The organism is Alcaligenes sp. PF14 (assembly GCF_037150615.1).
GTDB classification, from domain to species: domain Bacteria; phylum Pseudomonadota; class Gammaproteobacteria; order Burkholderiales; family Burkholderiaceae_B; genus Alcaligenes; species Alcaligenes phenolicus.
This window is the reverse complement of sequence record NZ_JBAGRS010000002.1, coordinates 607,503-632,945: the sequence shown is the minus strand read 5'-3', so window position 1 is coordinate 632,945 and position 25,443 is coordinate 607,503. Positions and strand designations below refer to the sequence as shown.

The 25,443-nt window shown below is 55.2% G+C and carries 26 protein-coding genes; 8 read left to right on the top strand and 18 right to left on the bottom strand.

Annotation, left to right across the window (positions count from 1 at the left end; genetic code table 11):
* The first annotated feature begins 109 nt into the window (after window positions 1–109).
* The 5 genes from WFM49_RS06965 to WFM49_RS06945 all read left to right on the top strand — a co-directional run bounded on the left by WFM49_RS06965 (window position 110) and on the right by WFM49_RS06945 (window position 4,363).
* Window positions 110–595: a curli production assembly/transport protein CsgE gene (locus tag WFM49_RS06965; protein ID WP_009454353.1), complete on the top strand. Its 486-nt coding sequence runs from the start codon at window positions 110–112 to the stop codon at window positions 593–595.
* A 15-nt stretch (window positions 596–610) separates the two neighbouring features.
* Window positions 611–1,045: a curli assembly protein CsgF gene (locus WFM49_RS06960; protein WP_009454355.1), complete on the top strand. Its 435-nt coding sequence runs from the start codon at window positions 611–613 to the stop codon at window positions 1,043–1,045.
* Entirely contained in the window at window positions 1,042–2,010 is a 969-nt protein-coding gene (locus WFM49_RS06955; RefSeq protein ID WP_442893028.1) for a CsgG/HfaB family protein, read from the top strand. The genes WFM49_RS06960 and WFM49_RS06955 overlap by 4 nt, the downstream gene beginning before the upstream one ends.
* Window positions 2,011–2,099: 89 nt before the next feature.
* A complete protein-coding gene (locus tag WFM49_RS06950) occupies window positions 2,100–3,209 on the top strand; it encodes a hypothetical protein (protein WP_009454359.1) in 1,110 nt (369 codons plus the stop codon).
* 389 nt (window positions 3,210–3,598) lie between these two features.
* The gene (locus tag WFM49_RS06945) at window positions 3,599–4,363 is read left to right on the top strand and encodes a response regulator transcription factor (protein ID WP_009454362.1); all 765 of its coding nucleotides are present in this window, start codon (window positions 3,599–3,601) and stop codon (window positions 4,361–4,363) included.
* A gap of 15 nt (window positions 4,364–4,378) precedes the next feature.
* Here WFM49_RS06945 and sufT read toward each other — a convergent pair whose 3' ends face one another.
* From sufT to WFM49_RS06900, 9 genes are all read right to left on the bottom strand, one after another.
* Window positions 4,379–4,939, bottom strand: coding sequence for a putative Fe-S cluster assembly protein SufT (gene sufT, locus WFM49_RS06940; RefSeq protein ID WP_009454364.1), 561 nt, complete (start codon window positions 4,937–4,939; stop codon window positions 4,379–4,381).
* Window positions 4,940–4,954: 15 nt separating this feature from the next.
* Window positions 4,955–5,407: a Fe-S cluster assembly sulfur transfer protein SufU gene (gene sufU / locus WFM49_RS06935; protein ID WP_009454366.1), complete on the bottom strand. Its 453-nt coding sequence runs from the start codon at window positions 5,405–5,407 to the stop codon at window positions 4,955–4,957.
* Window positions 5,408–6,655: a cysteine desulfurase gene (locus WFM49_RS06930; RefSeq protein ID WP_009454368.1), complete on the bottom strand. Its 1,248-nt coding sequence runs from the start codon at window positions 6,653–6,655 to the stop codon at window positions 5,408–5,410.
* Window positions 6,652–7,959: a Fe-S cluster assembly protein SufD gene (gene sufD / locus WFM49_RS06925; protein ID WP_250757203.1), complete on the bottom strand. Its 1,308-nt coding sequence runs from the start codon at window positions 7,957–7,959 to the stop codon at window positions 6,652–6,654. The genes WFM49_RS06930 and sufD overlap by 4 nt, the downstream gene beginning before the upstream one ends.
* Entirely contained in the window at window positions 7,956–8,735 is a 780-nt protein-coding gene (gene sufC / locus WFM49_RS06920) for a Fe-S cluster assembly ATPase SufC (protein ID WP_336972470.1), read from the bottom strand. Before sufC ends, sufD begins: the two co-directional genes overlap by 4 nt.
* Window positions 8,736–8,748: 13 nt before the next feature.
* Window positions 8,749–10,197 carry a Fe-S cluster assembly protein SufB gene (gene sufB / locus WFM49_RS06915; RefSeq protein ID WP_009454374.1) on the bottom strand — a complete coding sequence of 483 codons (1,449 nt, stop codon included), beginning with the start codon at window positions 10,195–10,197 and terminating at the stop codon, window positions 8,749–8,751.
* On the bottom strand, window positions 10,194–10,688 hold the full coding sequence (locus WFM49_RS06910; protein ID WP_003800349.1) for an SUF system Fe-S cluster assembly regulator: 495 nt from the start codon (window positions 10,686–10,688) through the stop codon (window positions 10,194–10,196). Before WFM49_RS06910 ends, sufB begins: the two co-directional genes overlap by 4 nt.
* Before the next feature lie 60 nt (window positions 10,689–10,748).
* Window positions 10,749–12,530, bottom strand: coding sequence for an ABCB family ABC transporter ATP-binding protein/permease (locus WFM49_RS06905; protein WP_336972512.1), 1,782 nt, complete (start codon window positions 12,528–12,530; stop codon window positions 10,749–10,751).
* Between the two features lie 172 nt (window positions 12,531–12,702).
* Entirely contained in the window at window positions 12,703–12,945 is a 243-nt protein-coding gene (locus WFM49_RS06900) for a hypothetical protein (protein WP_128831580.1), read from the bottom strand.
* Between the two features lie 69 nt (window positions 12,946–13,014).
* Between WFM49_RS06900 and WFM49_RS06895 the strand changes: the two genes are divergently transcribed.
* Window positions 13,015–14,727 (top strand): anti-sigma factor domain-containing protein, encoded by a 1,713-nt coding sequence (locus tag WFM49_RS06895; RefSeq protein WP_254499310.1) that lies wholly within the window; start codon window positions 13,015–13,017, stop codon window positions 14,725–14,727.
* Here WFM49_RS06895 and WFM49_RS06890 read toward each other — a convergent pair.
* The 7 genes from WFM49_RS06890 to rpmI all read right to left on the bottom strand — a co-directional run bounded on the left by WFM49_RS06890 (window position 14,702) and on the right by rpmI (window position 20,547).
* Window positions 14,702–15,514, bottom strand: a complete 813-nt coding sequence (locus tag WFM49_RS06890) for a ferritin-like domain-containing protein (RefSeq protein ID WP_021446643.1) — start codon at window positions 15,512–15,514, stop codon at window positions 14,702–14,704. The two genes, WFM49_RS06895 and WFM49_RS06890, sit on opposite strands and share 26 nt — an antisense overlap.
* Before the next feature lie 68 nt (window positions 15,515–15,582).
* Window positions 15,583–15,987, bottom strand: a complete 405-nt coding sequence (locus tag WFM49_RS06885; RefSeq protein WP_021446644.1) for a MerR family transcriptional regulator — start codon at window positions 15,985–15,987, stop codon at window positions 15,583–15,585.
* A 77-nt stretch (window positions 15,988–16,064) separates the two neighbouring features.
* Window positions 16,065–16,388, bottom strand: coding sequence for an integration host factor subunit alpha (locus tag WFM49_RS06880; protein WP_009454385.1), 324 nt, complete (start codon window positions 16,386–16,388; stop codon window positions 16,065–16,067).
* Between the two features lie 9 nt (window positions 16,389–16,397).
* Window positions 16,398–18,803: a phenylalanine--tRNA ligase subunit beta gene (pheT, locus tag WFM49_RS06875; protein WP_250757202.1), complete on the bottom strand. Its 2,406-nt coding sequence runs from the start codon at window positions 18,801–18,803 to the stop codon at window positions 16,398–16,400.
* 77 nt (window positions 18,804–18,880) lie between these two features.
* Complete coding sequence (gene pheS / locus WFM49_RS06870; RefSeq protein WP_009454388.1) at window positions 18,881–19,903, bottom strand: phenylalanine--tRNA ligase subunit alpha; 1,023 nt, start codon at window positions 19,901–19,903, stop codon at window positions 18,881–18,883.
* 70 nt (window positions 19,904–19,973) lie between these two features.
* Window positions 19,974–20,333: a 50S ribosomal protein L20 gene (gene rplT / locus WFM49_RS06865; RefSeq protein WP_009454390.1), complete on the bottom strand. Its 360-nt coding sequence runs from the start codon at window positions 20,331–20,333 to the stop codon at window positions 19,974–19,976.
* Between the two features lie 16 nt (window positions 20,334–20,349).
* Window positions 20,350–20,547 carry a 50S ribosomal protein L35 gene (gene rpmI / locus WFM49_RS06860; protein ID WP_003800367.1) on the bottom strand — a complete coding sequence of 66 codons (198 nt, stop codon included), beginning with the start codon at window positions 20,545–20,547 and terminating at the stop codon, window positions 20,350–20,352.
* Window positions 20,548–21,413: 866 nt separating this feature from the next.
* Here rpmI and WFM49_RS06855 point away from each other — a divergent pair.
* On the top strand, window positions 21,414–22,181 hold the full coding sequence (locus tag WFM49_RS06855) for a hypothetical protein (RefSeq protein ID WP_009454393.1): 768 nt from the start codon (window positions 21,414–21,416) through the stop codon (window positions 22,179–22,181).
* A 74-nt stretch (window positions 22,182–22,255) separates the two neighbouring features.
* Complete coding sequence (locus tag WFM49_RS06850; protein ID WP_009454394.1) at window positions 22,256–23,035, top strand: hypothetical protein; 780 nt, start codon at window positions 22,256–22,258, stop codon at window positions 23,033–23,035.
* Window positions 23,036–23,144: 109 nt separating this feature from the next.
* Here WFM49_RS06850 and WFM49_RS06845 read toward each other — a convergent pair whose 3' ends face one another.
* Both WFM49_RS06845 and WFM49_RS06840 read right to left on the bottom strand, forming a co-directional pair.
* Window positions 23,145–24,668: a YifB family Mg chelatase-like AAA ATPase gene (locus WFM49_RS06845; protein WP_336972463.1), complete on the bottom strand. Its 1,524-nt coding sequence runs from the start codon at window positions 24,666–24,668 to the stop codon at window positions 23,145–23,147.
* A gap of 107 nt (window positions 24,669–24,775) precedes the next feature.
* Window positions 24,776–25,417 (bottom strand): pentapeptide repeat-containing protein, encoded by a 642-nt coding sequence (locus tag WFM49_RS06840; RefSeq protein ID WP_336972461.1) that lies wholly within the window; start codon window positions 25,415–25,417, stop codon window positions 24,776–24,778.
* Window positions 25,418–25,443: the final 26 nt, after the last annotated feature.

Genomic DNA, 25,443 nt, shown 5'->3' with positions numbered 1-25,443 from the left:
GGCAAACAGCCTAGGAAATGCGGCTCATGTAATTGCAGATGGCCGTCTCTACCATAGTCAGTAACGCCGATGTATCAAGCCGTAAGGCGAAGGAACAACAGGTGCTGCAATGACAAAACCATACCAACAAGGGGCCGTGCTCCTGGCAATGCTGTGTGTCATGAGCAGCGCCGCTGCGCAACCAGGCAGAGATACCAGCAAGCCCAAACCGGCCAACTTCATGGAAGCCATCCGGCAGGCTGAAGTAGTTCGCAAGAACCTGTTTGACGATCCGCTCGCGGGCATCGTCATCAACCGCACCGTAACGGTGCAAGGACAAGACTTTTACCGCTACTTCAGCAATCGCTGGCGCGAGCTGACCGGGGCCAGTCCCTTCACCCTGACGGTGGTGGAGCGCCCGTCGGCCCGCTGGGGCAGCGAAATTTGGGTCGAATACCGCCGCCAGCGCATGTATCACGCTTTTCTCACGCCCGCACGTTCCGGCACAAAGAAAGCCAGTGAGCGGGCTGTGGATCTTGTTCTGGAAAACGTCAATAAAAGCGAGATCGAACGCGTACTCACCAACAACCCGGACCTTGCTCCGGACGAACTTTAACAAGAGAGACATAACGTGAAGACCTTCCTGCCCCTTGCCTCTGTTGTGCTGACCGGTGCGCTATTTGCTCCCGTCCACGCAACCGAACTGATATATACCCCCGTCAATCCCAATTTCGGCGGCAGCCCGCTCAATGGGCAATGGCTACTGAACTCGGCCCAGGTCACCAACAAGCACACGGACCCCGACGCCGAAGACCTGGGCTCATCCTTTGAGCAGCGCACGCCCTTCCAGGACTTCAACGATCAGTTGGAGCGCTCGGTACTCAGTCGCCTGGCCTCGGCCGCGTCCTCGCAGTTTGTGGACAGCAACGGCAAATTTGTACCCGGGACCTTCGAGACCGGCAGCTTTACTGTCAGCGTCGTCGATATCGGCGGCGGAGCACTGACGATCACCACTACGGACCGGATCACCGGCGCTTCCACTACTTTCCGAGTGATGCAACCATGATGAGCACAGTGACCGTCCTGAACGCGCGCCCAACACGCCTGTTAAGCGTGCTGGCCCTGACCTGGGCCCTGGCTGCCTGCGCCGTCCCCTCCACCCCGGCCGAAGTCAAAGGCTCTGCCTACCTGACGCCCGCCTCGCCAGCCACACACGATCTGCTGGAGCTCCCCGCGCCCGCCCAGCGCCTGACCGTGGCCGTCTACGGGTTTCGTGACCAGACCGGCCAATACAAGCCCAATCCGGACAGTTCCTTTTCCACCTCAGTCACCCAGGGAGCCGCCGCCCTGCTGGTCAAAGCCTTGCGTGACTCGCGCTGGTTCACTCCGGTCGAGCGCGAAAGCCTGCAGGAACTGCTGACCGAGCGGCGCATCGTGCGCGCCCTGGACGGATCGCAAGAAAACGGCCAGCGCACCGCCATTAACATCCCGCCGCTAGCCCCGGCCGAAATCATGATGGACGGAGGCATCATCTCCTATGAAAGCAATGTGCGCACGGGCGGCGCGGGCGCACGCTTTCTGGGCGTAGGCCTGTCTACCCAGTATCGGGTGGACCAAGTCACGGTCAACCTGCGGGCCATCGACGTGCGCACCGGCAACATTTTGCAAAGCGTGTCCACGACCAAGACCATCTTTTCCTACGAAGTCCGGCCCAGCGTCTACAAGTTCGTGAACTTCAAAGACCTGCTGGAAATCGAGGCTGGCGTAACTAACAACGAACCGGCCCAGCTCTCGGTCAAAGAGGCCATTGAATCGGCGGTGGTGCATCTGATCGTGCAAGGCATGAAGGAAGGCCAATGGCGACTGCAAAACGAGGCCGACCGTAACAACCCCATCGTGCAGAACTACATGAAGCAAAACGAAACCTATCGCAGCATGCGCACCCAGACCGCTGTGGCCGCTCCTAAGGCCACGCAAGCCAATGAGGCCACAAGCGATGAGGTGCAGACCGCTCCAGTCACCGGCAGTTGAACACGAGCAGACAGCGCGGTGGTTCCGAGAAGACCGGCCACCGCTCTCTTTCCTAACAACGGTCTTCGACATGCACTGAGGAGAAGTATATGAACGGCAAACTGTCCACATTAGCTATTGCCCTGGGCACCGCGCTGGCCCTGCCCACACTGGCGCTGGCTGACAACGCCACCGTGACGCAGACCGGCAATTTCAACAAAGGCGTAGTTCTTCAAAACCACAACGCCAACGCCAACGCGACCATCGACGTGAAGGGAGACCGCAACGACGATTACATCAACCAGTGGGATAACGGTACGGTTCGCACCACCGTGAAGGTCATCAACGGCAACGACAACAAGGCCGTGGTGGAACAAAGCCGCAGCGGCGGCAACTCCACGATCACCATCACCCAGTCACGCAACCGCAACGACGCCTTTGCCAGCCAATGGCAGGCCAACGGATCGCAAATCGGCATCAAGCAATTACGCTCGGACAACAAGGCGGTTGTGGAACAAGTCCGCAGCACTGGTGACCAGGCCTGGGTAAACCAAACGGGACAAGCGGGCGATGCCTATGTCAATCAATACCGAACCCGTGACGCACTGGCTGTCATCAACGACAGCGGCGCGCGCAACGACTCAGTCATTGAGCAAGACAACAGCAGCCATGTCAACGCCTTCATTACCCAATCGGGGTACAAAGGAGATGCGTACATCAATCAATACAAAAGCATGAGCTCGACCGCCAGCATCACCGACAGGGGCAAGTACGACAAAGGCGTGATCGATCAGTGGAATGTCTCCAACTCGAACGCCTCCATCGTCCAGGGCGGTGGCCACAAAAATGATGCCACTATCAGCCAAACCGGCACGTGGTGGGGCAATTCGGATCGCCTGCACGCCAGTATTGTCCAGATCGGCTCGCATAACAAAGCCGTTACTGAACAGACCGGCTACAGCAACGACAGCAACATCATCCAAAGTGGCCTGGGCAATGACGCCTATAACTCCCAAGCAGGCATCGGCAACGATTCCTACATCAGCCAGAGCGGCGGCTATAACAAGGCCGTGGTTACCCAGGTCGGTTTCAACCTGGATTCGTCGGTTATGCAGAACGGTTGGGGCAACCGTGCCCAAGTGGTGCAAAGCGGCCTGAACCACAACAGTACCGTCACCCAGACGGGTAATTTCAACAATGCGTATGTCAACCAACATTAACCGGCTGACGTAAGCCAAATGTCAGCGGCAATATGTTATATAGTAGGCGCCGCTGACAACACTCAAGCTATTGATATGTAAGCGGTTTAGGGATTATGGAGCATAGGAGTAACCCGAGTTTATAAGGCTTTCCAGATACCTGATCCGCGCTTTTGGGCACGGTATGGCGTTTAAAACATCAAAATTTAACCAAAACAAACAATGTTTAACAATTTCACATGATTCGCCCGTTCTGAATGCGGCTAGCCATCTGAAAATTAGGCTGCCAATAGGAATGAAAAAAGAAAATACCCATAACTACCAAAGACAATGACACATGCAATCGAACCAACAAAAGGCTTATTCAACGTAATGACATAGAGCCCATGACGCAGCGAGGGAGACATAAAATGACAACAATTATCATCGTAGAGCCACACACCTTATACAGGTTGGGTATCGTACGGCTGCTGGCAGACACCCTGCCCAGCGCGGAACTGCTCAGCATGGACTACGAATCTATGGAAACCGGTCTGCAGACACGATGTTGTGAGCTGCTGCTATTGTCGGTGCCATCGGCCAAGGCCTGTTTGAAGCTGCTGGCTGATGCGTACCGCAGCCTGCAACCCAGCGCCGTACTCCTGATAGCCGACTCCCACTACGCCTTGCCTGCGCTTCAAGACATGCCTGCCGGCGTTATGGGACATTTGCTCAAGACCGCCACACCGGAATTAATGGCGGCTTCGATCAATCTGGTGTTGGCCGGCGGCTCCTGTTTTCCATCGCCTGCGCCCCAGCGTCAAACGATGGCAATGACCACGACTGTAACCCAGCCATCGAGTCCATCGCCGTCCCAAGCTCATTCCGACAAGCTGATTACCTCCTACGAGCCCATACGCTGGCCACCCGCCGATCCTGAGACAGACCATCTTGACGAAGCGCGGCTGCTGGGCCTGACACCGCGCCAGTATGAAGTGCTGGTGTTATTGGCACGCGGCATGACCATCAAGGGCGTGGCCCGGCAGTTGAATATTTCATCGGCTACAGCCAAGGCGCATGCTGAAACCCTGTATATGCGGATGAACGTACACAACCGTAACGAGGCCGTCTATCACGCGGTCTCCAAAGGAGCCAGGCTAGGGATGCCCAACACCCACATCGAAAAAGCCTGCTAACCGCAGGCTTTTCTATTACAGCATTCCTAGTTGCAAGCGAGCTGATTCACTCATACGTTCCCGGCTCCACGGTGGATCCCAAACCAGATCCACTACGGCCTTCTCTACGCCCTGGATAGTCTCCAGCTTGTAGCGGGCCTCATCGGCAATCATGGTGCCCATACCGCAACCCGGAGCCGTCAGCGTCATTTCCATGGTGATGGAGAACGCTTCTGGACCAGTCTGCTTCACGTGACAAGCGTACACCAAGCCCAGATTAACGATATCGACCGGAATCTCCGGATCATAAACGCTAGCCAGCACAATCCAGGCGGCGTCTTCAATGGTTTTTTCGCTCAGGGGCAGCTCGGGTACAAAAACCTCGGGCTTGTCCTGGGCCTCAAAACCCAGCGCATCGGCATCGACACCTTCAATTCGGTACAGGTTGCCCTCTACCATCACGGTATAGCTGCCACCCAGCTTCTGGGTAATCGTTGCTGTACAACCCGCCTCGATCGTAACGGGAGCACCGTAAGGGATACTGACAGCCGGACAATCCCGGCTGACCAGCACATCATGTCGTTCAAAGTAGCTCATGGCTTGTTTGCGCCTTTATTCGGTTTGCGCGGTTTCTTTGGCCTGATTGATGGCGTTATGCAGGGTATGCCAGGCCAGAGTGGCACATTTAACCCGTGCGGGGAATTCACGCACACCAGATAACACTTCCAGCTTGCCCAGATCTCGATCGGGATGGGCCTCTGTCAACATGGCGTGCATATCTTGAAATAGAGACTCAAACTCGGCCAGACTCAGGCCTTTTACGGCTTCGGTCATTAAGGATGCCGAAGCCTTGGAAATAGCGCAGCCATGCCCCACAAAGCTGACTTTCTGCACAATGCCGTCTTCAACCACGGCGTACACAGCCAGTTGATCCCCACACAGCGGATTGTGGCCATTGGCAAAATGACTGGCGTTTTCTATTACTTCAAAGTTACGCGGGCTACGGTTATGGTCAAAAATGACCTCTTGGTAGAGCTCGCGCAGCCCGTTGAAATCCTGGCTCATTTAGCCAACTCCAAATAGTTTTTGAGCTTTGCGCAGGCTGCCCAGCAAAGCATCAATATCAGCGTAATCGTTGTACAAGGCAAAGGAGGCACGAGCCGTACCGGGAATGCCAAAGCGCGTCATCAAGGGCATGGCACAGTGGTGACCGGCACGCACAGCAACGCCGTCCATGTCCAGAATCGTGCCCAGATCATGCGGGTGAATACCGTCGACCAGGAAGGACACAATGCCTGCCTTGTGTGCGGCCGTACCAATAATGCGAATGCCAGGCATGGCCAGCAAGGCTTCGGTGGCGTAGTCCAGCAACAGCGCTTCATGGTCGGCAATACGCTGCATGCCTATACCCATCAAATAATCGATAGCGGCAGCCATGGTAATGGCACCAGCGATATTGGGCGTACCTGCCTCAAAGCGCTGTGGCACAGGGGCGTAATTACTTTGCTCGAAACTGACGGTGGTGATCATGTCACCGCCGCCCATCCAGGGCGACATGCTGTCCAGAATCTCGTAGCGCACGTACAAGGCGCCCATGCCGGTAGGACCGTACAGTTTATGGGCCGAAAACGTGTAAAAATCCGCATCCAGGGCTTGTACGTCCACCACACCGTGGGGAACGGATTGGGCACCATCCACCAGCACCTTGGCGCCGACGGCATGCGCCTGACGGGTCATTTCAGCGATGGGGTTGATCGTGCCCAAGGCATTGGACACATGGCCCACAGCCAGCAGGCGGGTTCTCTCGTTGAGCAGTTGCTTGAAGGCTTCCTGGTCCAGCTCACCGTTATCCAGCACAGGCACCACGCGAATAACGGCACCGGTACGCTGGGCAACCAATTGCCAAGGCACGATATTGGAGTGATGCTCCAGGCCGGTCAGCAGAATCTCGTCGCCTGCTTTCAGGTTGTCCATGCCCCAGCTATAGGCCACCAGGTTGATGGATTCTGTGGTGCCACGCGTAAACACAATTTCTTCGTCGCGCGCGGCATTCAGAAATGCCCGCACTGTACTTCTGGCCTGATCGTACAGCTCAGTAGCATGCTGAGACAGCCAATGCACACCACGGTGGATGTTGGCATTGGACTGCTCATAGAATCGCGCCTCGGCTTCAATGACCGAGCGCGGCTTTTGCGTCGTCGCGCCATTGTCCAGATAGGACAGGCGTTGGCCCCGGATGGGGCGAGCCAGGATAGGAAAATCCTCGCGGTGATTCAGCAAACCAGCAGCAGTTACGGGCATAGGCGCATTCATGCAAGATCTCCAAGGGCAAGACCGCCAGGCAACAAAGCATTAATACCGACTGTGGCACGGCTACGCAGGCTCTCGGACGCAATGCGCTCCAGAGACTGAGCGGCAAATGCGTAAATCAGCATATTGCGTGCATCTTCCATGGTCATGCCACGCGAGCGCAGGTAGAACAGGCTATCTGCATCCAGCTGACCCACAGTGGCACCGTGTGCACACTTGACGTCGTCGGCGTAGATTTCCAACTCAGGGCGGGAGTCTGCACGTGCCATCTTGGACAAGAGCAAGCTGTCCGAACGCTGTACCGAATCCGTACCATCCGCGCCCTTGCCTACCAATACGCGACCACTGAACACACCGCGGGCGGTGTCGGCCAAAATGCCACGGTAGAACTCACGGCTTTGGCAGTTAGGCTGAGCGTGATCAATGATGGTGTTGTGGTCCACGTGACGGCGGCCATCCACAAAATACAAACCATTGAACAAGGTTTCGCAGCGCTCGCCGTTGAAAACAGTAGCAATATCGTTACGGGCTATACGGGCACCGAAGGACAGGGAGTGCGAATTGAATACCGAGCCACGACCTTGCTGCACATCGATTGCGGCCAGGTGGAAGTCTTGCAAGGCTTCCTGCTGCAACTTCATGTGTGTCAGCTTGGCATCAGGCGCCACGTTCAGGCGAGTCACGACGCTGCTCAAGGAAGCATCCGTTCCTTCCTGACCTACATAGTGTTCAACCACCGTTGCACTGGCACCGGATTCCAGAGAAATCAGGTTACGCGTGAAGCTGGCGCTGCCACCTTGGGTGCGCACAAAAACCAGATGAACAGGCTGCTCCAGGTGCTTGCCCGCAGCGATGTGCAAGGCCGCGCCATCCTGGGCCAAAGCCAGGTTCAAGGCCGCGGTCGAGGCGCCCAGGGACTCATCCCCGTAAGCCTGCTGCAACCAATCTGCATCTTGCTCCAGACAGGTACTGAGCGAGGCCAAACGCACGCCTGCTGGCAACTCATTCAGGTGCGACAAAGCCGCATCGTAGTGACCATCCACAAAGACCAGGAAGTACCCGTCTTCTTGCTGGCGCACTGACGCCACCAATTCCGCGGCCGAAGCCGATTTCTGAGGAGCAAAGCTTTGCTGTTCCAGCAAAGCCAAGGAAGTGTGATGCCAGGCTTCAATACGCGTGGTTGGCCAGCCCTCTTGAGCGAAACGATCCAGCGCGCGCTGACGCACGGCGCTTAGCCATGGCAGGCCGGCTCCAGGTGCTTGTGCAGCCTGAGCGGCAAAGCTGTTGACCCAATCCGGCAGACTCATACCGCAGCTCCCTTGGCTTTTTGTTCGGCAGTTGCTTGCTCCAGCACCCAACCGTAGCCACGCTCTTCCAGTTCCAGAGCCAATTCACGGCCACCGGAACGAATGATCTTGCCGCCGGCCAATACGTGCACAAAGTCAGGCACGATGTAGTCCAGCAGACGTTGGTAGTGAGTAATCACCAGCAAGGAACGCTCGGGGGAACGCAGACGGTTCACGCCGTCAGCCACCACACGCAAAGCGTCAATATCCAGACCGGAGTCGGTTTCGTCCAGGATGGCCAGCTTGGGTTCCAGCAGGCTCATTTGCAGAACTTCGTTGCGTTTCTTTTCGCCGCCGGAAAAACCTTCGTTCACGGAGCGGTACAGAAACTCTTCGCGCATGCCAACCGTCTTCATTTCCTCTTTGACACGCTTGAGGAAGTCCATGGCGTCCAGCTCAGGCAAGCCCTGATGACGGCGCACGGCGTTCACGGAAGCACGCAGGAAGTAGGCGTTGGACACACCGGGAATTTCGATGGGGTACTGGAATGCCAGGAACAGACCGGAACGGGCGCGGTCTTCAATCTTCATTTCCAGCAGATCTTGACCCAGCCAGTCAACCGAACCGCCTTCCACGGTGTAGTCTTCACGACCGGCCAGAACCTGGGACAAGGTGCTCTTGCCCGAGCCGTTCGGGCCCATGATGGCGTGGACTTCACCGGGTTTGATTTCCAGGTTCAGACCTTTAAGGATAGGTTTATCTTCAACCGAAGCGCGCAAATCTTTAATCGTCAGCATTTCATTATTCTCCTTAACCTACACTGCCTTCCAAGCTGACGCCGAGCAAATTCTGTGCTTCGACCGCAAACTCCATGGGCAATTCTTTAATCACTTCTTTACAAAAGCCGTTCACGATCATGGAGACGGCATCTTCGGCAGTCAGGCCGCGCTGCATGGCGTAAAAGAGCTGGTCCTCGCCAATGCGCGAAGCGGTTGCTTCATGTTCCACACTGGCGCTGGGGTTCTGCACTTCCATGGTTGGGAAGGTGTGTGCAGCACAGCGCTTGCCGATCAGCAGCGAATCACACTGGGTGTAATTGCGGGCGTTTTCTGCCTTGGGGGTAATACGAACCAGGCCGCGATAGGTATTGATACCTTGGCCCGCCGAAATCCCCTTGGAGATAATCGTGCTGCGGGTATTGCGACCCATATGAATCATTTTGGTGCCGGTATCGGCTTGCTGGCGGTGGTTGCTCAGGGCGACCGAGTAGAACTCGCCTTGGGAATCATCGCCGCGCAGCACCACGCTGGGGTATTTCCAGGTGATGGCCGAGCCAGTTTCAACCTGCGTCCAGGAGATGTGCGAACGTGCGCCACGGCATTCGCCACGCTTGGTGACGAAGTTGTAAATACCGCCTACGCCGTCTTTATCGCCGGGGTACCAGTTTTGCACGGTGGAGTACTTGATCTTGGCGTCGTCCAAGGCGACCAGTTCCACGACCGCTGCGTGCAACTGGTTTTCATCGCGCATCGGCGCCGTACAGCCTTCCAGATAGCTGACCGAAGCGCCCTCTTCCGCAATGATCAAGGTGCGCTCGAACTGACCAGTGTCGCGGGCATTGATGCGGAAATAGGTGGACAGCTCCATCGGGCAGCGTACGCCTTTGGGGATGAACACAAAAGAGCCATCGGAGAATACGGCCGAGTTCAGGGCGGCATAGAAGTTGTCGCTAGGAGGGACAACCGTACCCAGATACTTTTTCACCAGTTCCGGATATTCACGCACGGCCTCGGAAAAGGAACAGAAGATCACGCCCACTTCTTCCAGCTCTTTGCGGAAGGTGGTGGCCACCGAGACTGAGTCAAACACGGCGTCAACTGCCACACCGGCCAGACGCGCGCGCTCGTGCAAAGGCACACCCAGTTTTTCATAGGTGCGCAGCAATTCAGGATCCACCTCGTCCAGGCTCTTGGGGCCGTCGGCCTTGCTCTTGGGCGCGGAGTAGTAGCTGATGTCCTGGAAGTCGATAGGTGGATATTCCACAATCGACCACTTGGGATACTTCATGGTCAGCCACTGGCGGTAAGCAGCCAGGCGCCATTCCAGCATGAACTCCGGTTCGCGTTTTTTCGCGGACAGGAAACGGATGACGTCTTCGTTCAGACCTTTCGGTATGGTTTCAGACTCGATGTCGGTGACAAAGCCTGCCTCGTAATCACGATCGAGGAAGGTGTCCAGATGTTCGTTGACGGTACTCATTCGGTTAACTCCACGTTGGAGGTGTTCGCCTTGTTTCTGTTTTTCAATTCGGGACCCGGCTTGTGTGTCAGGGGAAATTCGTTAACGGGCACGCGTATCATGTCTGCAACACTGACCTCTTCCAAGGTGCGTCGGACAATATCGTTGATACGCTGCCAATTACTGCGTATATGGCAATCTGACTCCACGGAACAGGCTCCAGGAGTAGCTACACATTCAGTCAAGCCAAAGGGCTGATCTTCCAGTGCATCAATAATCTGCGCTACACTTATCTGTTTGGCGGGGCGGCCCAACACATACCCTCCGCGTGCGCCTCTGCTGCTGATGACCAGCTCGTGCTGGCCCAGCAGTTTAAGCACCTTGCTGACAGTCGGTTGGCCCAAACCCAGGATGGCGGCCAAGTCAGACGCACTGAACACACGGTCTGGATCCCCAGCCATGTGTGTCAGCACCAAAGTGCCGTAATCAATGATTTTACTGATTCGCAGCATTCCTTCTCTCTGAACAGGTCGTAGAACCATATAGTACCACTTTGGTACTATATGGTCAAATTATCCCTCCAGACTTTGCTGGATATTCCACATACGGGCATAGGAGCCATCCAGGGCTAAAAGCTCGCTGTGCGTGCCCTGCTCCACGATCTGTCCGCGCTCCAGAACCAGAATCAAATCCGCGTCCGTAATCGTGGATAGACGGTGAGCAATGATCAAGGTAGTGCGGTCGCGGGCAATCTCGTTCAACTCCGCCTGAATCGCCCGTTCCGTGCGCGTGTCCAGCGCACTGGTGGCTTCGTCCAGAATCAGCACCGGTGGGTTCTTCAGCAAGGTGCGGGCAATGGCCACGCGCTGCTTTTCGCCCCCGGACAACTTCAAGCCGCGTTCACCCACGATGGTCTCATAACCATCGGGCAGGCTTTCGATGAAGTCGTGGATACTGGCGGCCCGTGCTGCTGCCACGATCTGCTCTTTACTGGCCTCAGGACGGCCATACGCAATATTGTGCAAAATCGTATCGTTGAACAGGACCGTATCCTGGGGAACGATACCGATATGACGACGCAAGCTCTCTTGCGTCCATTCGCGCAGCTCGCGCTCATTGAACAGGATGCGACCTTCCGTCACATCATAGAAACGAAACAAAAGACGCGACAAGGTGGATTTACCTGCGCCCGAAGAACCCACCACCGCTACCGTCTTGCCGGCGGGAATCTCGAAACTCAGGTTTTGAATGACTTTGCGACGGCTGTCATAGGCAAAGCCGACGTTCTCGAAACGCACACCCGCCTGCTCACAGGACAAGACCTGGGCATCCGGCGCATCTTTCACCTCTTGCTTGCGACGCAGCAAGGAGAACAGGCGCTCCATATCAGCCAGTGAATTCTTGATTTCGCGGTAAACAAAACCCAGAAAGTTCAAAGGCGCATAAAGCTGAGTCAGGAAGGCAGACACCAGCACAACGTCACCCACCGTCATGGTTCCGGCCAGCACACCTTGCGCCGACATGAACAGCAAGGCCGTCACCCCAACACTGATAATCGAAGCCTGACCAATATTGAGCAGGTTCAGCGATACCTGATTACGCACGGCAGCCTGGACCCACTGGCCCATATTCTGATCGTAGCGATTGATCTCGTAATCCTCGTTACCGAAGTATTTGACTGTCTCGTAATTGAGCAAGGCATCAATCGCGCGAGAGTTGGCACGACTGTCCAAGTCGTTCATGGCTCGCCGATAACGCATGCGCCGCTCAGTCACCAGCAAGGTGAACACAATATAGGCCGCAATCGTCCCCAAGGTCACCGCCGCGAAGGCCCAGTCGTATCGCCAGAGCAAGATGCCACAGACCAGAGCTATTTCCAGCAAGGTTGGCAAAATATTGAAGACCAGGAAATTCAGCAGAAAGCTAACGCCTTTGGTGCCCCGTTCAATATCCCGGCTCAAGCCACCTGTCTGGCGTTCAGTATGAAAGCGCAAGGACAGATCCAGCAGGTGCCGAAAGACGTGGTTCGCAATCAGCCGCACCGACCCTTGCGTGACTCGCGCAAACAGGGCATCCCGTATTTCACCAAAAGCGCTGGAGGCCAGACGTACGGCGCCATATCCCAACAAGGCGGCCACCGGCAGCATCAAAGCCGTAGCGGGCAGGCTCAACGCATCGATTACCTGCTTCAGGTAGATCGGCATCATCACGGTGGCGACTTTTGCCAGCAGCAAACAGGACAAAGCCAAGACCACGCGAGTCTTGAATCGCCAAACGTAAGGAAATAAGGATTTCAGGGTGCTCAGACCACCGGAGACACCATCAAGCACTTCAGGACGAGGAGGCACACGCAATAGGTCCGTGTTCAACAGCACAAAGCCGAAAAACCGCGGACAGCTTAAAAATAAGTTGCAGCACAACGCTGAAATCAAGGCAGGACAAGCAGACTACGCTTTCCACTGGCAGGCAGGCCCTGCCATGTCCTTGATGCGAATACAGAAATGAGGTTCTACGCCTGGGTAATTATCAAAACTGCCAGGTAGCACATAACGAATAAGTATAGCCTTTTGAACTGCTTATCCTTGCCAAGACCCTGCCGACGGCATGCTTGTTTGGCTGATTATTGACCTGCAAACCACAGTCACACGAATAAGGGACCTGACCAGCAAGCATCCAGTGCTGAAAATCAGGAAATTCAAGGCTTGTCACTGCAAAGAAAATGCTGGCAATCCAGCACTTTGTTACCTTCAAGCCTTCAACGAAAGGCATACAATACCTGCTTGTCTGAAACTGGCGCAGACACAGTAAAAATAGCGCCCGATACCAGACATCTGGCTCATGAATCCCTTTACCGTGCAAAATCCATCCATGCCGTCTTCTTCTTTTTCGTACTCTTCTTCCCTGGACCAGTTAGCCGCACAGGACAGCCAGGCGCTGGATGTGCTGTACGACCAGGAAGCCCCCTTGATGCTGGCTTTGGGCCAGGCCGTGTTGGGCCGCCGCATTGATGCCGAAGAGGTTCTGCGCGATAGCTTTGTTTTGTTATGGAAAAACGCTGCCGGCTATGACCCCGATTTAGGCGAAGGGCGCGCCTGGATTTACAGCATTCTGCGGTTCAGGCTACTGGCTCGCCTGCGTCAACGCGCGCAAAGCGGCGATAACAATTACGCCCTGCCTGCCATCAAGCCGCAAGCCGGACAGCGTTTCATCCCTGCCATGGGCAAGCTGGATGGCACCAGCCAACGCGCCATGATCCATGCCTATCTGCACGGCAATAGTTACGAACAGTTGGGCCCTCAGTTGAACCGCTCCCCCGCACAATTGCGTGCTGTGGTCCAGCATGGCTTGCAACAGCTCACTCCCCTGATTAATGAGGGCAACGCCAACGATCCACGCCATGCAGTGATGATTGGCGAATATACCTTGGGGCTGCTCAGCCAGCATGAATTGGCCCAAGCCCACACCCTGATGCAGCAAAATGATCAGGCAGCGCGTCTGGCATTGGCTTGGGAGCAAGCGTGGCTGGAGCTAGTGGACTGCCTGACCCCAACAGTGCCTGCCCCCACTAGTCTGGCTCACATTCACCATACCTTGGGCTTGCCTCCACCTGCCGCACGTCGTCAGGCTGGGAGCACAAGCAGTCCGGCTGCTGAAGCTCCCAAATCGGAAAGCACTGGCAACGCCAGCACAAGCGCTCCAGCTATCAAAGCAGTGCGCCAGGAACCTAGTATCAAGATCAGTATTTCGGCAGACCAAAGCACTAAAGCGGAAGCTGCCACTCGCACTGAACCTCGCTGGTCCGCCAACAGCTCGAACGACAAGGCTGACGATCACACACCGCCCTTCCCCACCTTGCTGCGTGCAGAGTCCGACCCAGCCACCAAAGCAGCTGCTGTCACAGCCGAAGCAGCGCCCACAGCACCAGCCAAGGTCGCCGACAAGAAAAAGCCCATCAAAAGCGAGCCTGAGTCAGTCACCGTAGAGAAAAAACGCAAACCCGAACCTGTTGATGGCGAACGCAAGTCCCGTGGCTTTGCCATGCCCATGCCTGTTTTGTGGGGCGGCTTGGCTGCGGTCGTGATTCTGGGCCTGGTGATTGCCCTGCTCATGAACATGAACTCGGAACCCCCTGTCAATGTTATTGAGATGAAGCCACGTCAGGCGGCTATCCTGCAGGCCCCTGGCCAATCCTCTACTCCGGCCTGGATTGCAACAGTAGACCCACAAGGCAATGTCCTGCTGGTGCCCAAGGTCAGCACTGAAGTCAAAGCAACGCAGTCGGTGCAGCTATGGACACACACCCCACGCGGCACACAAATTCGTTCATTGGGTTTGATTGATCCCAATCGCCCCATCACCGTTCCTGCGGCCTTGATTGGCACCGTAGAAGATGAGCAGATTTTTGAGATGACACTGGAAACCGAAGGCGGTTCCAATAGTGGTGCACCGGAAGGCCCCGTTCTGTATATTGGCCGCATCGTAAGCTTTGGGCAGCTGGATAACCTGCCCAAGCCCAACACGGAAGCTAGCTCGTCGGCAACCCGCTCTTAAAAGCGGCATCCAGCCGTTCCAGCTCGTCGATTTCCTCGACAGTGAAGCCCGCCTCCAGGCGGGCTTCGCGATTAAAGGGGCCGCGCAAACGCGGTGCGCGATAGCGCTGCGCCAACTCGCCATACGTAGCAAAATCAGGCAAGCCTTGTTCCCGGCAGACTTTGCGATACCAGTAATTTCCCAACGCTACATGCCCGACCTCATCGCGCAAAATGATGGCAATAATCGCGGCGGCTTTTTCATCGCCAGCATCCAGCAACTTCTTATGCACCAGGGGGCAGGCATCCAGCCCCCGTGCTTCCAGAGTACGCGGCACCAAAGCCATACGCGCCAGCAGATCAAAGCGTGTTCGCTCTGCCATCTCCCACAAGCCGTCATGGACAGGCAAATCCCCATAGCGGACACCCATCGTTTGAAGATGATCGCTCAGCAGCTCAAAATGCAAAGCCTCCTCCACCGCCACCTGTAACCAGCCCGCATAGAATGCGTCGGGCAAACCGGGATAACGCCACAAGACATCCAAGGCCAGATTGATGGCATTGAACTCAATATGCGCCAAGGAATGCAATAAGGCTGCTCGCCCCTGGATCGTACGCACGGACCGCTTGGGAACATGCTGAGGGCTCACAAAACGCAAACCCTCGGGCCGTCCCGGTACGCCGGGCGGCTCTTCCAAATGCTCATCTGCCCCTACGGGCAAGCCATGGGCAATTGCTCGTACTGCTGCCAGCTTGGCAGCCGGCTCTTGTACTAACAAAGCCTTTAGAGCCTGACTACGTAAGTTCACTGCTAATCCCTTCCATGAAAAAAGGCCGGCACCAAGGCCGACCTTCGTTCCTGCTTAGCAACCCCGGATTACTGAGCCGAGCCAGGATCCGTGATTGCCAAGGCTTGATCCAGCATTGCCTGGATCTGACCCAAGTTGGTGCGCAAGGCCTGCATTTCCTGACCGGTCAGACGCACAGCGGCTTCCTGGTCAAAAGGCATATCCGGACCATCGCCCAGACGATTGCGCGCACCACTGATCGTAAAGCCTTCGTCGTACAGCAAACCGCGAATCCGGCGTATCAGCAGCACCTCATGGTGCTGGTAATAACGTCGGTTACCGCGTCGCTTGACGGGCTTTAACTGCGTAAACTCCTGCTCCCAATAACGCAGGACGTGGGGCTTGACCAAGCAAAGCTCGCTGACTTCACCGATGGTGAAATACCGCTTGGCAGGGATAGGTGGCAAGGTCGCCGTCTTTTCGTTTGTGCTCATAGCCACTGATGCTCATCGACAATAGGAGTGATTTTACACGTTCAGTCAGGCAAAACTGTACGCAAACGTACCAGGCTTCAGTCCTGGTCATCCTCGGGCGCCACTGGCGCCCCTTCGACTACACTTTTGAGCTTCTGACTGGCGTGGAATGTCACCACGCGTCGCGCCGAAATCGGGATGACTTCACCCGTTTTGGGGTTGCGACCAGGACGCGGGGGTTTGTCCCGAACCTGGAAATTACCGAAACCGGACAACTTGACCTCGACACCATCGGCCAGGGAGTCGCGGATTTCGGCAAAGAAAGTATCCACAATATCTTTGGCTTCGCGTTTATTCAAGCCAACACGTTCAAACAAGAGTTCGGCCAGATCCGCCTTGGTCAGAGTACGCTCTACGTTCATTGTGTCTCCTTATGCTCGTGCCCGTGCGCCATGCGCAGACACCAGTGCCGCCAACAATGCATCCAGGCATTGCTCGACGCGTTCATCGTCCAGCGTGCTTGCGCTGTCTTGCAGCCAGAATCGAATCGCCAGACTCTTTTCCGATGCATCGTTCTTGTCGCGCCAGACGTCAAACAACTGAATATCTTTGACGATAGCCGCTTGCGGTGCCGTGCTGCGCACCTGGTTCAGTGTATCCAGCACAGCTTGATAGGATACGTCCTTATCCAGCCAAACCGCTAGATCTCGTTGCACAACGGGTTGCTTGGATACTTCCTGAGCGTGTACCACTTCGTCGTGAGAGATGGCATCAACGTCCACCTCAAAGACGACCGGCGCTTGATTCAAACCAAATTCGCTCAACCACTGAGGATGGATTTCACCGATCCAGCCTATGGTTTTACCATCCAGTTTCACACTGGCGCTACGGCCTGGGTGCAAGGCCGGGTGAGCTTCAGGCTCGAAACGGACTTGAGCAGCACGTTGACCCAGCAAAGTTTCCAGATCGCGCTTGACGTCAAAGAAGTCGACAAGACGATCGGGCTGTCCCCACTGCTCGGTCACAACAGGGCCCCAGGCTGCGGCCGCAATGCGGTTGGGCTGATGGATACCGGCCACGGTCAACGGACCATTTTCTTGAGAGGCATCGCGCATGAAGACGCGGCCAAACTCGAACACACGCACGCGCGACTGACGGCGGTTGGCGTTGCGTTCAATATTGGCCAGCAGACCAGGAATCAGGCTGGTACGCATCACCGCCAACTGGCTGGCAATGGGGTTCAACAAACGGATAGGGTCAGCCTGTCCGTTAATATCTTTTTCCCAAGACTCTTGCACAAAGGAGAAGTTGATCACTTCCTGGTAGTCCTGGGCGGCCAATATAGCGCGCAAGGCGTGCGGACCACGCAAGGACTCGACTGGCACACGCATTTGTGCAGCAGCGACCGGAGGCAGATCAGGAATATTTTCAAAACCGTAGATACGGGCAACTTCCTCGATCAGGTCTTCTTCAATCGTCAAATCAAAACGGAAGCTGGGAGGATTGACCGTAAAGACTTCGTCAGCCACCGAGAAGTCCAGGCCCAACAAGGTGAAGATGCTCTCCACCTGCTTTTGATCCAGAGGAATACCCAGAACACGGCGGCAACGCTCCAGGCGCATGGCAACGGGCTTGCGCTCGGGCAAGGCCACAACCTGGTCATCCATAGGTCCCGCTTGGCCGCCGCAGATTTCCAGGATCAGCGCTGTGGTGCGTTCCAAATGCTGGGTAATGGAGTCGAAGTCCACGCCACGCTCGAAACGGTGGCTGGCGTCGGAAGAAAACTTGTAGCGACGGGCACGGCCCATGATGGCTTCTGGCCACCAGAAAGCGCCTTCCAGATACACATCCGTCGTATCCAGTGTGACAGCGCTTTGTTCGCCGCCCATGATACCGGCCATGCTTTGCGGCACATCGTTAACCGCAATCACACCCACATCGGTATCCAGCTCGACATTCAAACCGCTCAGCAGCTCCAGCGTCTCGCCTTTACGTGCCCAACGCACTTCCAGACCAGCCTGTACGTGCTGCAAATCGAACACGTGCGTAGGACGGCCCAGTTCCAGCATGACGTAATTGGAAATGTCCACCAATGCGGAGATTGAACGCTGGCCACTGCGCTCCAGACGAGTTTTCATCCAGTCCGGGGTTTTGGCACGCGCATTGACGCCACGAATCACACGCCCGGCAAAACGGCCGCACAAATCAGCGTCTTTCACGGTAACGGAAACACGATCCTCAATCGTGACAGGAACAGGAGTGAAGTCTGGCAGTGTCAGTGGCTCGCCAGTCAGGGCGGCTACTTCGCGTGCCACGCCCAGCACGGACAGGCAGTCCGCACGGTTAGGCGTCAATTTCAATTCGATAATCTGGTCGTCCAGATCCAGCAGTTCGCGCAGGCTCTGGCCCACGGGCGCATCAGCATCCAGTACCAGCAAACCATCGTGATCTTGCGACAGACCCAGTTCGCGACCCGAGCACAACATGCCGGCGGACTCCACGCCACGCATTTTGACCGGGCCGATTTTCATGCCACCGGGCAGCTCTGCACCCACACGTGCGACCGGGATCTTGATGCCTTGAGCCGCATTGGGTGCACCGCACACAATCTGCAGCAGCTTGCCCGAGCCGTCATCGACCTGGCATACGCGCAGGCGGTCAGCGTCGGGATGAGGGGCAATCTCGGCAATAAAGCCGACGACAACATTCTCGAACGCTGGCGCGGCGGCTTGAATTTCTTCAACCTCCAGGCCAGCCATCGTCAGTTGATGACCCAGTTCTTCAGTTCCCAGTTTGGGATTCACAAAGCGGCGCAGCCACGATTCGGAAAATAACATGATGCAAAGATGGAGACGTAAAACGGCGTATACCGGAACCGACCGGGCCTAAAAGGCCCAGCGGCGCGAAGTAGGAATCAACGATTGAACTGCTTCAGAAAGCGCAGATCGCCTTCAAAGAACTGGCGCAAATCGTTAACACCATAGCGCAACATAGTCAGGCGCTCCAGTCCGGAACCAAAGGCGAAACCGATGTAACGCTCTGGGTCCAAACCGAAATTGCGCACCACTTGCGGGTGAACCTGCCCGGAGCCGGAGATCTCCAGCCAACGGCCCTTGTTGGGGCCGGAGGAGAACATCATGTCAATCTCGGCGGATGGCTCGGTAAAGGGGAAGAAAGAAGGTCGAAAGCGCACGACCAGATCGTCGCTTTCAAAGAAGGCGCGCAGAAAGTTCGTGTAAACGCCTTTCAGATCGGCAAAGGAAATATCCTCGGCAATCCACAGCCCTTCCACCTGGTGGAACATGGGCGAGTGGGTGGCATCACTATCGACACGATAGGTGCGGCCGGGAGCAATAACCTTGATAGGGGCCTTATTCATGCGTGCATAACGCACCTGCATGGGACTGGTGTGCGTACGCAGCAAATAGGGCAAACCCTGCTCGTCGTTCATATCGATATAGAACGTGTCTTGCATCGAACGAGCGGGGTGATTCTCTGGATTATTCAGAGCGGTAAAATTTGTCCAGTCATTTTCGATTTCAGGGCCGTCAGCCACATCGAAACCGATAGAGCGGAAAATGGCTTCAACACGCTGCCAGGTCTGGATCACCGGGTGGATACCACCGGTGCCACGACCACGGCCGGGCAACGTCACATCAATTTGTTCTTGAGCCAGTCGCTGGTTCAATTGTTCTGCCGCCAGGGCAGCACGACGATCGTTCAGCAGATCTTCAATTTCGCGCTTGAGCACGTTGATGCTGGCACCGGCTGCTTTTTTCTGCTCCGGCTCCATCTGGGCAAGGCCTTTCATCAAGGCAGTGATGGCACCTTGTTTGCCCAAAAATCGAGCTTTAGCGTTTTCCAGCGAAGCGGCGTCCTGAGACTGCTCAAATAAGGCCCGAGCCTGGGCAATCAGATCGTCGTGGGAGGAAGTCATGGCGTGTTACTTTCCAAAAACAAACGGAGCCCCAAAGGCCCCGTTTGTGAACTATACAGTCAGATACCGCTTAAGCAGCCAGAGCGTTCTTAGCCTGTGCAACAACAGCAGCAAAACCTGCCTTGTCTTTAACAGCCAAGTCAGCCAGAACCTTACGGTCCAAAGCGATGGAGGCTTTGTTCAGGCCGGCGATAAACTGGCTGTAGCTCATATCCAGTTCGCGGCAAGCTGCGTTGATACGGGTAATCCACAGCGAGCGGAATACGCGTTTCTTGTTACGGCGGTCACGGTAGGCATACTGACCTGCCTTCATGACAGCCTGTTTGGCTATACGGAATACATTACCGCGACGGCCGCGAAAACCTTTGGCCTGGGCAATTACTTTCTTGTGGCGTGCGCGTGCGTTAACACCGCGTTTTACTCGTGACATGTTTGATTCTCCCTAATCAAGCGAAAGGCATCATTGCTTTTACGGAAGCGACGTCGGCTTTATGAACCTCGACGGCACCGCGCAACTGACGTTTGTTCTTGGTCGTCTTCTTGGTCAGAATGTGACGCTTGAACGCTTGGCCCCGCTTGATGGAACCGCTACCACGAACCACAAAGCGCTTGGAGGCGCTTTTTTTGGTTTTCATTTTAGGCATGAAATTACTCGACTAATTTGTGTCTGCGGGTGGTCGCCTAGGAAGCTGGCGGACACTTGTATGACCCAAAACAGGCACTTATTTTTTTCTTTGTCCGCTGCCAGAACAGATCCAAACAGGGGAAAAGCTCTTGATTATAGGGTGATCCCTGAAGGATTGTCCAGATATCAAAGGGATTTTTTGTAGGGGGGCCGTTGTCGGCAGGCCATAAAGGAAAACCAGAAACAATGACCCAGCCGGATGCGCGTCAGCACACGCGATCCGCTCAATCCTTGCGGAAGACTCCACCCGCCTCTAAGCATTTCACAAGCCCTCATTACTACGGGTGATCCCAAGGCATGGATCAGCCCACGCTTTACAACACCTTGTTGTCAGTACTTCCCCACCATCACCACCGTTCGACCTTTGATCAAACAGTCGCTGCGCAGCTGTTTATTGCATGCATCGCATGCGTGGTATCTATTTTCCAAAAATCCATTCCATACCTAAAAACGAACTTTAAATATAAATAAATAACGCACAGACTGTTAATAAAATCAAAATACAACCAAACAAAAAAATAATCGTCGATTAAATAAAAAATCAATTATCTTGAAAACCAAAGCAGCCAGCACACCATAGGCAGCCAAAGCAATTCAAGTAAGATCACATATTGCAAGCCAACTCATAACTGGTAACGCTTGCAACCTTTTCATATATTTCGGAAACGTCTTTGACAATAATTTTGCAATCGACTTAACTAATAAATAACCAAAAATAAAACCAAATTAAAAATTAAGGTCTTTTAAAAATCGATTATCTCAAAAGGAAAATCGAAAAAGACTTTTTGATGCAGTAAAAACCCTTTTTAATTTCGGAGTATTACCATGAGCACGATTACTGACCACAAGCAGGTATTGGCATGGATTAACGCCCTGGACATTCCCGACGCCCCGGCCGGCGGCAACCGTGTAACCGCACGAGCGACCAGCAGTGCCGACGAAGATGGTGCCGTCGTTGCCAAAGCCAGCATCCCTTGCTTTGTCAGCGGACTGACCGAACAATCCCGCGCCGACGTGCAAAACAGCACCTTGTTGATGCAACTGGCCGCTGACAAGAAATACCCCAACGAAAATGATCGCGAAAAATGGTTCAAGTTTTACTCGGATGGGCTGACCAACCTGGGCTGGGGTAGCAGCAGTAGCTTCTTTGAACGCTTCCAACCCAAGAATACGGACGTCACCATGGACCAGGTCGTACTGGAGGTGATACTGACAGTGGTTAACAACGTCAATAATCCGCTATACAAAATCGCCCAGGAAACATTCGGCGCCTTGAACAAGCCTGCCAATCAAAAACCCATGAAGCTGTTTGACCACAGCAGCACCAAAGAAGACCGCGGCAAATTCCAGATTCTGCCTGCTGGCCAGGACCAGCACGGCACCGTCAGCATGGTGCTGACCGCCATCAATGCACGGACCGACATCCAATCCGGCAGCTTCCTGTTCTGGAAATGGAGCAAATCCACCGCTTGGCTCTACCGCGCAGCCAACCTGATTGTGCTCAATGAATCGGTGTACTCGAAAGTACGCCAGGCAGTCATCGACAAGCTCGGCGATAACGCCGTGAACTTTGTGCTGGATCTGGATATTTAAGCACTGAATCAAGCCCGGCCTGTAAAGCCGGGCAGTGCGCTTGCAGACACTGGATTCAACAAAGGAGAATCAAGATGGCTTTTTCTACTGAGCAAACCTATGTGGTGTCAGGCAATCTGATTTCTGCCACCACGGAAGACACCAATACGCTGAGCTATGAAGACTTTATCCATTCCAACCTTTTGGCCCAGATGGGCGCCGATAAAAAACTGGGCTCCCGCTTTGTTGACCCCGCAGGCTGGCTGAGTTTTTTCAAGAATACAGTAGGCAATCTGTTCTGGAACCTGAGCGAGCAGGGAACCAGCACGCTGAAAATCTCAGCCGGTACCGCAAGCATCACCGTGCTGCAAATACTGGAGCAGAGTTTTTTCAAACGGCTCAACCAAGCGCAAATCGATAGCGCCACGGCAAGTGTTGATCTGTTTAGTCAACTCTCTGAAGATGATCCTGCCTTCATCCTCTATAACGCGAAATCACATGCCCAGATCTCTGCGGCTACCAAGGTGATCAAACCGCCCCAAAAAGAGACTTATAGCGTCAACTTGCAAATCAGTATTGCCCATACAGGGTCGGAAATCGCACTGTGCAATATTTTCTTCCAAACCAGCCAGGCAGTCAGCGACGAATTATTCACACAGAAATTCGCAATCAAAAATCTGATTGGAAACATTAATGTGTTTTATTTAAAGGCTCTACTCTCCGAGACCAATTACGGCCACATCAGGCAACAAGTTATCGAAAAGCTGGGTGAGAACATCAACACCAATATTGTGCTGGTAGCCGATAACAGCGATAAGCCCTCCCCCCCTTCCCCCACAGAGGCGCGCAGTTTCATACGCAGCCTGAAAATTTAATCAAGCAATGCACAGGCCAACCATGGAAGTCATGGCGCCTGTCGCCCTCAGCCTACAGTCAGCCCAATCCTGCCACACCTAGCGACACCCGCCTTCTTCTTACCTCGATTCAAGGCAATTCAGGCCGGAACTGCAATGCTTCCGCGATATGAGGTCTGGCAATCTGCTTTACTCCGGCCAGGTCCGCAATTGTCCGCGCTACCCGCAAGACTCTACCCTGCACTCGCTCTGACCAATGCCAGCGCTTGCGTGCGCTGGCCAGTAGCTGCAAGGCCTCCGCAGACAAGCCCCCATGCTCTTTCAAACCTGCCACTGACAGACGAGCATTTCGTACCGCCTGACGTGCCAACTGCCTCTCGATCGCCTCCTGTACCCGCAGCCTGACCTGACTGGACGCCTGTGCTGCTTGATCACGCTCCGGCTCGGACTCGCTTAAGGTCACCAAAAGATCAATCCTGTCCAGCATCGGTCCCGACAAGCGCTGCCGATACAGCTCCCGTTGAGCAGGAGAACACCGACACGCCCGATGACGGCTCGCCGCCCAGCCACAGGGACATGGGTTCATGGCAGCCACAAACTGAAACTGCGCCGGAAAAACCGCTTGCTTCTGGGCACGAGAAATATGCACGCAGCCCTGCTCCAGCGGTTCGCGCAACGCCTCCAGTGAACGCCGACTGAACTCAGGCAACTCATCCAGAAACAGTACGCCATGATGAGCCAGCGAAACCTCCCCCGGTCTTGGGCGGCTACCACCTCCAATCAAGGCAGGAGTAGACACACTATGGTGTGGGGCACGAAAAGGGGGTCGCCTGCTGAAAAAATCCTGTTCCTGCACAAAGGAATACAAGGCGGCTACTTCCAGCTGAGCGTATCGCTCCAGGTCTGGCAATAGACCCGGCAGACGTTGAGCCAGCATGGTCTTGCCCACACCCGGCGAGCCATTCAACAAAAGGCTATGGCCACCCGCAGCGGCCACTTCCAAAGCACGGCAAGCCAAAGGCTGCCCCAGCACGTCCGACAAGCAAAGTTGTTGGCCATCATTCCACTCTTCTGACCACGGCCTGGCCAATGCGGGTTCCGGCTCCTTGTCCCCTCGCAGATACCTCGCCGCCTCTGCCAAACTGGCAACCCCGTAGACCTGCAGGTCAGGAACATGGGCCGCCATTTCTGCACTCTGCGCAGGCAAAAGCAAACAAAGCTCCGGATGCCGACGCGCCATACCCAGGGCAATCGTTAGCGCACTCTGCACAGGAACCACGGCCCCTGTCAAAGACAACTCCCCGGCCATGACATAGCGCTCCAGACCGGTGATCGCTTGCTCACGCTGCTTGTCATCCGGGCGGCTCAGCTGGCCGCTGGCCAATAAAATCGCCAAAGCCACGGGTAAATCAAAGCGCCCCGAATCCTTGGGCAAATCAGCAGGCGCCAGATTGATAGTCAGTCGGGCTGCAGGAAAGTCAAAGCCACTGGCCTGCAAGGCGGCCCGTATGCGCTCCCGGCTTTCGCGAATACCGGCATCGGGCAAACCAACAATATGGAAGGCGGGTAATCCTGGAGCGACATGCGCCTCGACACGCACGTCGATAAAATCCAGGCCCGACAAGGCACAACTGTTCAACACGGCCAAGGACATATGCCCTTCTCCCTTTCCAAGGCAAACATTCAGTCTGCCCGTCGGGAAAAATAAGCTCCAGATGCCTGCCTTAAAACATCACTGCGTACTTGTACGGCCCCAGGGTCTTACTGAACCTGCACACCCATGGAACTGACCAGCTGGACGGCCTGCTCTACGGACAAACATGCGCCTTGGAAAGAGTTATTCAAGTCGTACAAGGTGATGCTGCCCAGTTCCACACTGCGCAGGTCTGCTCCCTTGAAGTTCACCCCTCTCAAGCTGGCGCCCCTCAAGCTGCCGCCTTCAAATACGGCATCCTGAAAATTGCAGCCGCCCAAGTCCGCATCGGAGAAATCCAGTTGCACCAGATTTTGCTTACGGAAATTAATGGCGCGCAAAGTTGCACCCACCAGCTTGCACTCGCGCAGGCTCAGGTCCAAACCACGGGTTTCGTTGAAAACAGCACCGCTTAGCTTGGAATCCTCGATCTGCAAGGAAGCGATCTGGGTGCGCACCCACTTGCTCAAGTGCAGATCACAAACACTAAAACGCGCCGAACTGAGATCCGCCAAACTGAAATCTGCTTGACCCAACTTGCAACGCTGCCAGATCGTGTCTTGCAAATGTGCCCGTATCAATCGGGCATTCAAAAAGCTGCAGCCCGAAAACTGCGAACCATCCAGCTCCAGACCCGACAGATCCTCATCATCAAAACTGCAGTTCTCGAAACTCAAAGACTCATGGGAGACGGCCAAAAGATCAGCCAACTCATCTCTTGTGATCGGGACATTAC

Coding starts and splice junctions, on each gene's coding strand:
- sufT (WP_009454364.1), bottom strand. CDS start 4,939: ATGAGCTACTTTGAACGACATGATGTGCTGGTCAGCCGGGATTGTCCG.
- WFM49_RS06855 (WP_009454393.1), top strand. CDS start 21,414: ATGAGCACGATTACTGACCACAAGCAGGTATTGGCATGGATTAACGCC.
- WFM49_RS06885 (WP_021446644.1), bottom strand. CDS start 15,987: ATGAGCACAAACGAAAAGACGGCGACCTTGCCACCTATCCCTGCCAAG.
- WFM49_RS06900 (WP_128831580.1), bottom strand. CDS start 12,945: ATGCCTTTCGTTGAAGGCTTGAAGGTAACAAAGTGCTGGATTGCCAGC.
- WFM49_RS06895 (WP_254499310.1), top strand. CDS start 13,015: ATGAATCCCTTTACCGTGCAAAATCCATCCATGCCGTCTTCTTCTTTT.
- sufC (WP_336972470.1), bottom strand. CDS start 8,735: ATGCTGACGATTAAAGATTTGCGCGCTTCGGTTGAAGATAAACCTATC.
- WFM49_RS06880 (WP_009454385.1), bottom strand. CDS start 16,388: ATGAACGTAGAGCGTACTCTGACCAAGGCGGATCTGGCCGAACTCTTG.
- WFM49_RS06930 (WP_009454368.1), bottom strand. CDS start 6,655: ATGAATGCGCCTATGCCCGTAACTGCTGCTGGTTTGCTGAATCACCGC.
- WFM49_RS06950 (WP_009454359.1), top strand. CDS start 2,100: ATGAACGGCAAACTGTCCACATTAGCTATTGCCCTGGGCACCGCGCTG.
- pheS (WP_009454388.1), bottom strand. CDS start 19,903: ATGACTTCCTCCCACGACGATCTGATTGCCCAGGCTCGGGCCTTATTT.
- WFM49_RS06850 (WP_009454394.1), top strand. CDS start 22,256: ATGGCTTTTTCTACTGAGCAAACCTATGTGGTGTCAGGCAATCTGATT.
- WFM49_RS06945 (WP_009454362.1), top strand. CDS start 3,599: ATGACAACAATTATCATCGTAGAGCCACACACCTTATACAGGTTGGGT.
- rplT (WP_009454390.1), bottom strand. CDS start 20,333: ATGTCACGAGTAAAACGCGGTGTTAACGCACGCGCACGCCACAAGAAA.
- WFM49_RS06845 (WP_336972463.1), bottom strand. CDS start 24,668: ATGTCCTTGGCCGTGTTGAACAGTTGTGCCTTGTCGGGCCTGGATTTT.
- sufD (WP_250757203.1), bottom strand. CDS start 7,959: ATGAGTCTGCCGGATTGGGTCAACAGCTTTGCCGCTCAGGCTGCACAA.
- rpmI (WP_003800367.1), bottom strand. CDS start 20,547: ATGCCTAAAATGAAAACCAAAAAAAGCGCCTCCAAGCGCTTTGTGGTT.
- pheT (WP_250757202.1), bottom strand. CDS start 18,803: ATGTTATTTTCCGAATCGTGGCTGCGCCGCTTTGTGAATCCCAAACTG.
- WFM49_RS06955 (WP_442893028.1), top strand. CDS start 1,042: ATGATGAGCACAGTGACCGTCCTGAACGCGCGCCCAACACGCCTGTTA.
- WFM49_RS06910 (WP_003800349.1), bottom strand. CDS start 10,688: ATGCTGCGAATCAGTAAAATCATTGATTACGGCACTTTGGTGCTGACA.
- WFM49_RS06965 (WP_009454353.1), top strand. CDS start 110: ATGACAAAACCATACCAACAAGGGGCCGTGCTCCTGGCAATGCTGTGT.
- sufU (WP_009454366.1), bottom strand. CDS start 5,407: ATGAGCCAGGATTTCAACGGGCTGCGCGAGCTCTACCAAGAGGTCATT.
- sufB (WP_009454374.1), bottom strand. CDS start 10,197: ATGAGTACCGTCAACGAACATCTGGACACCTTCCTCGATCGTGATTAC.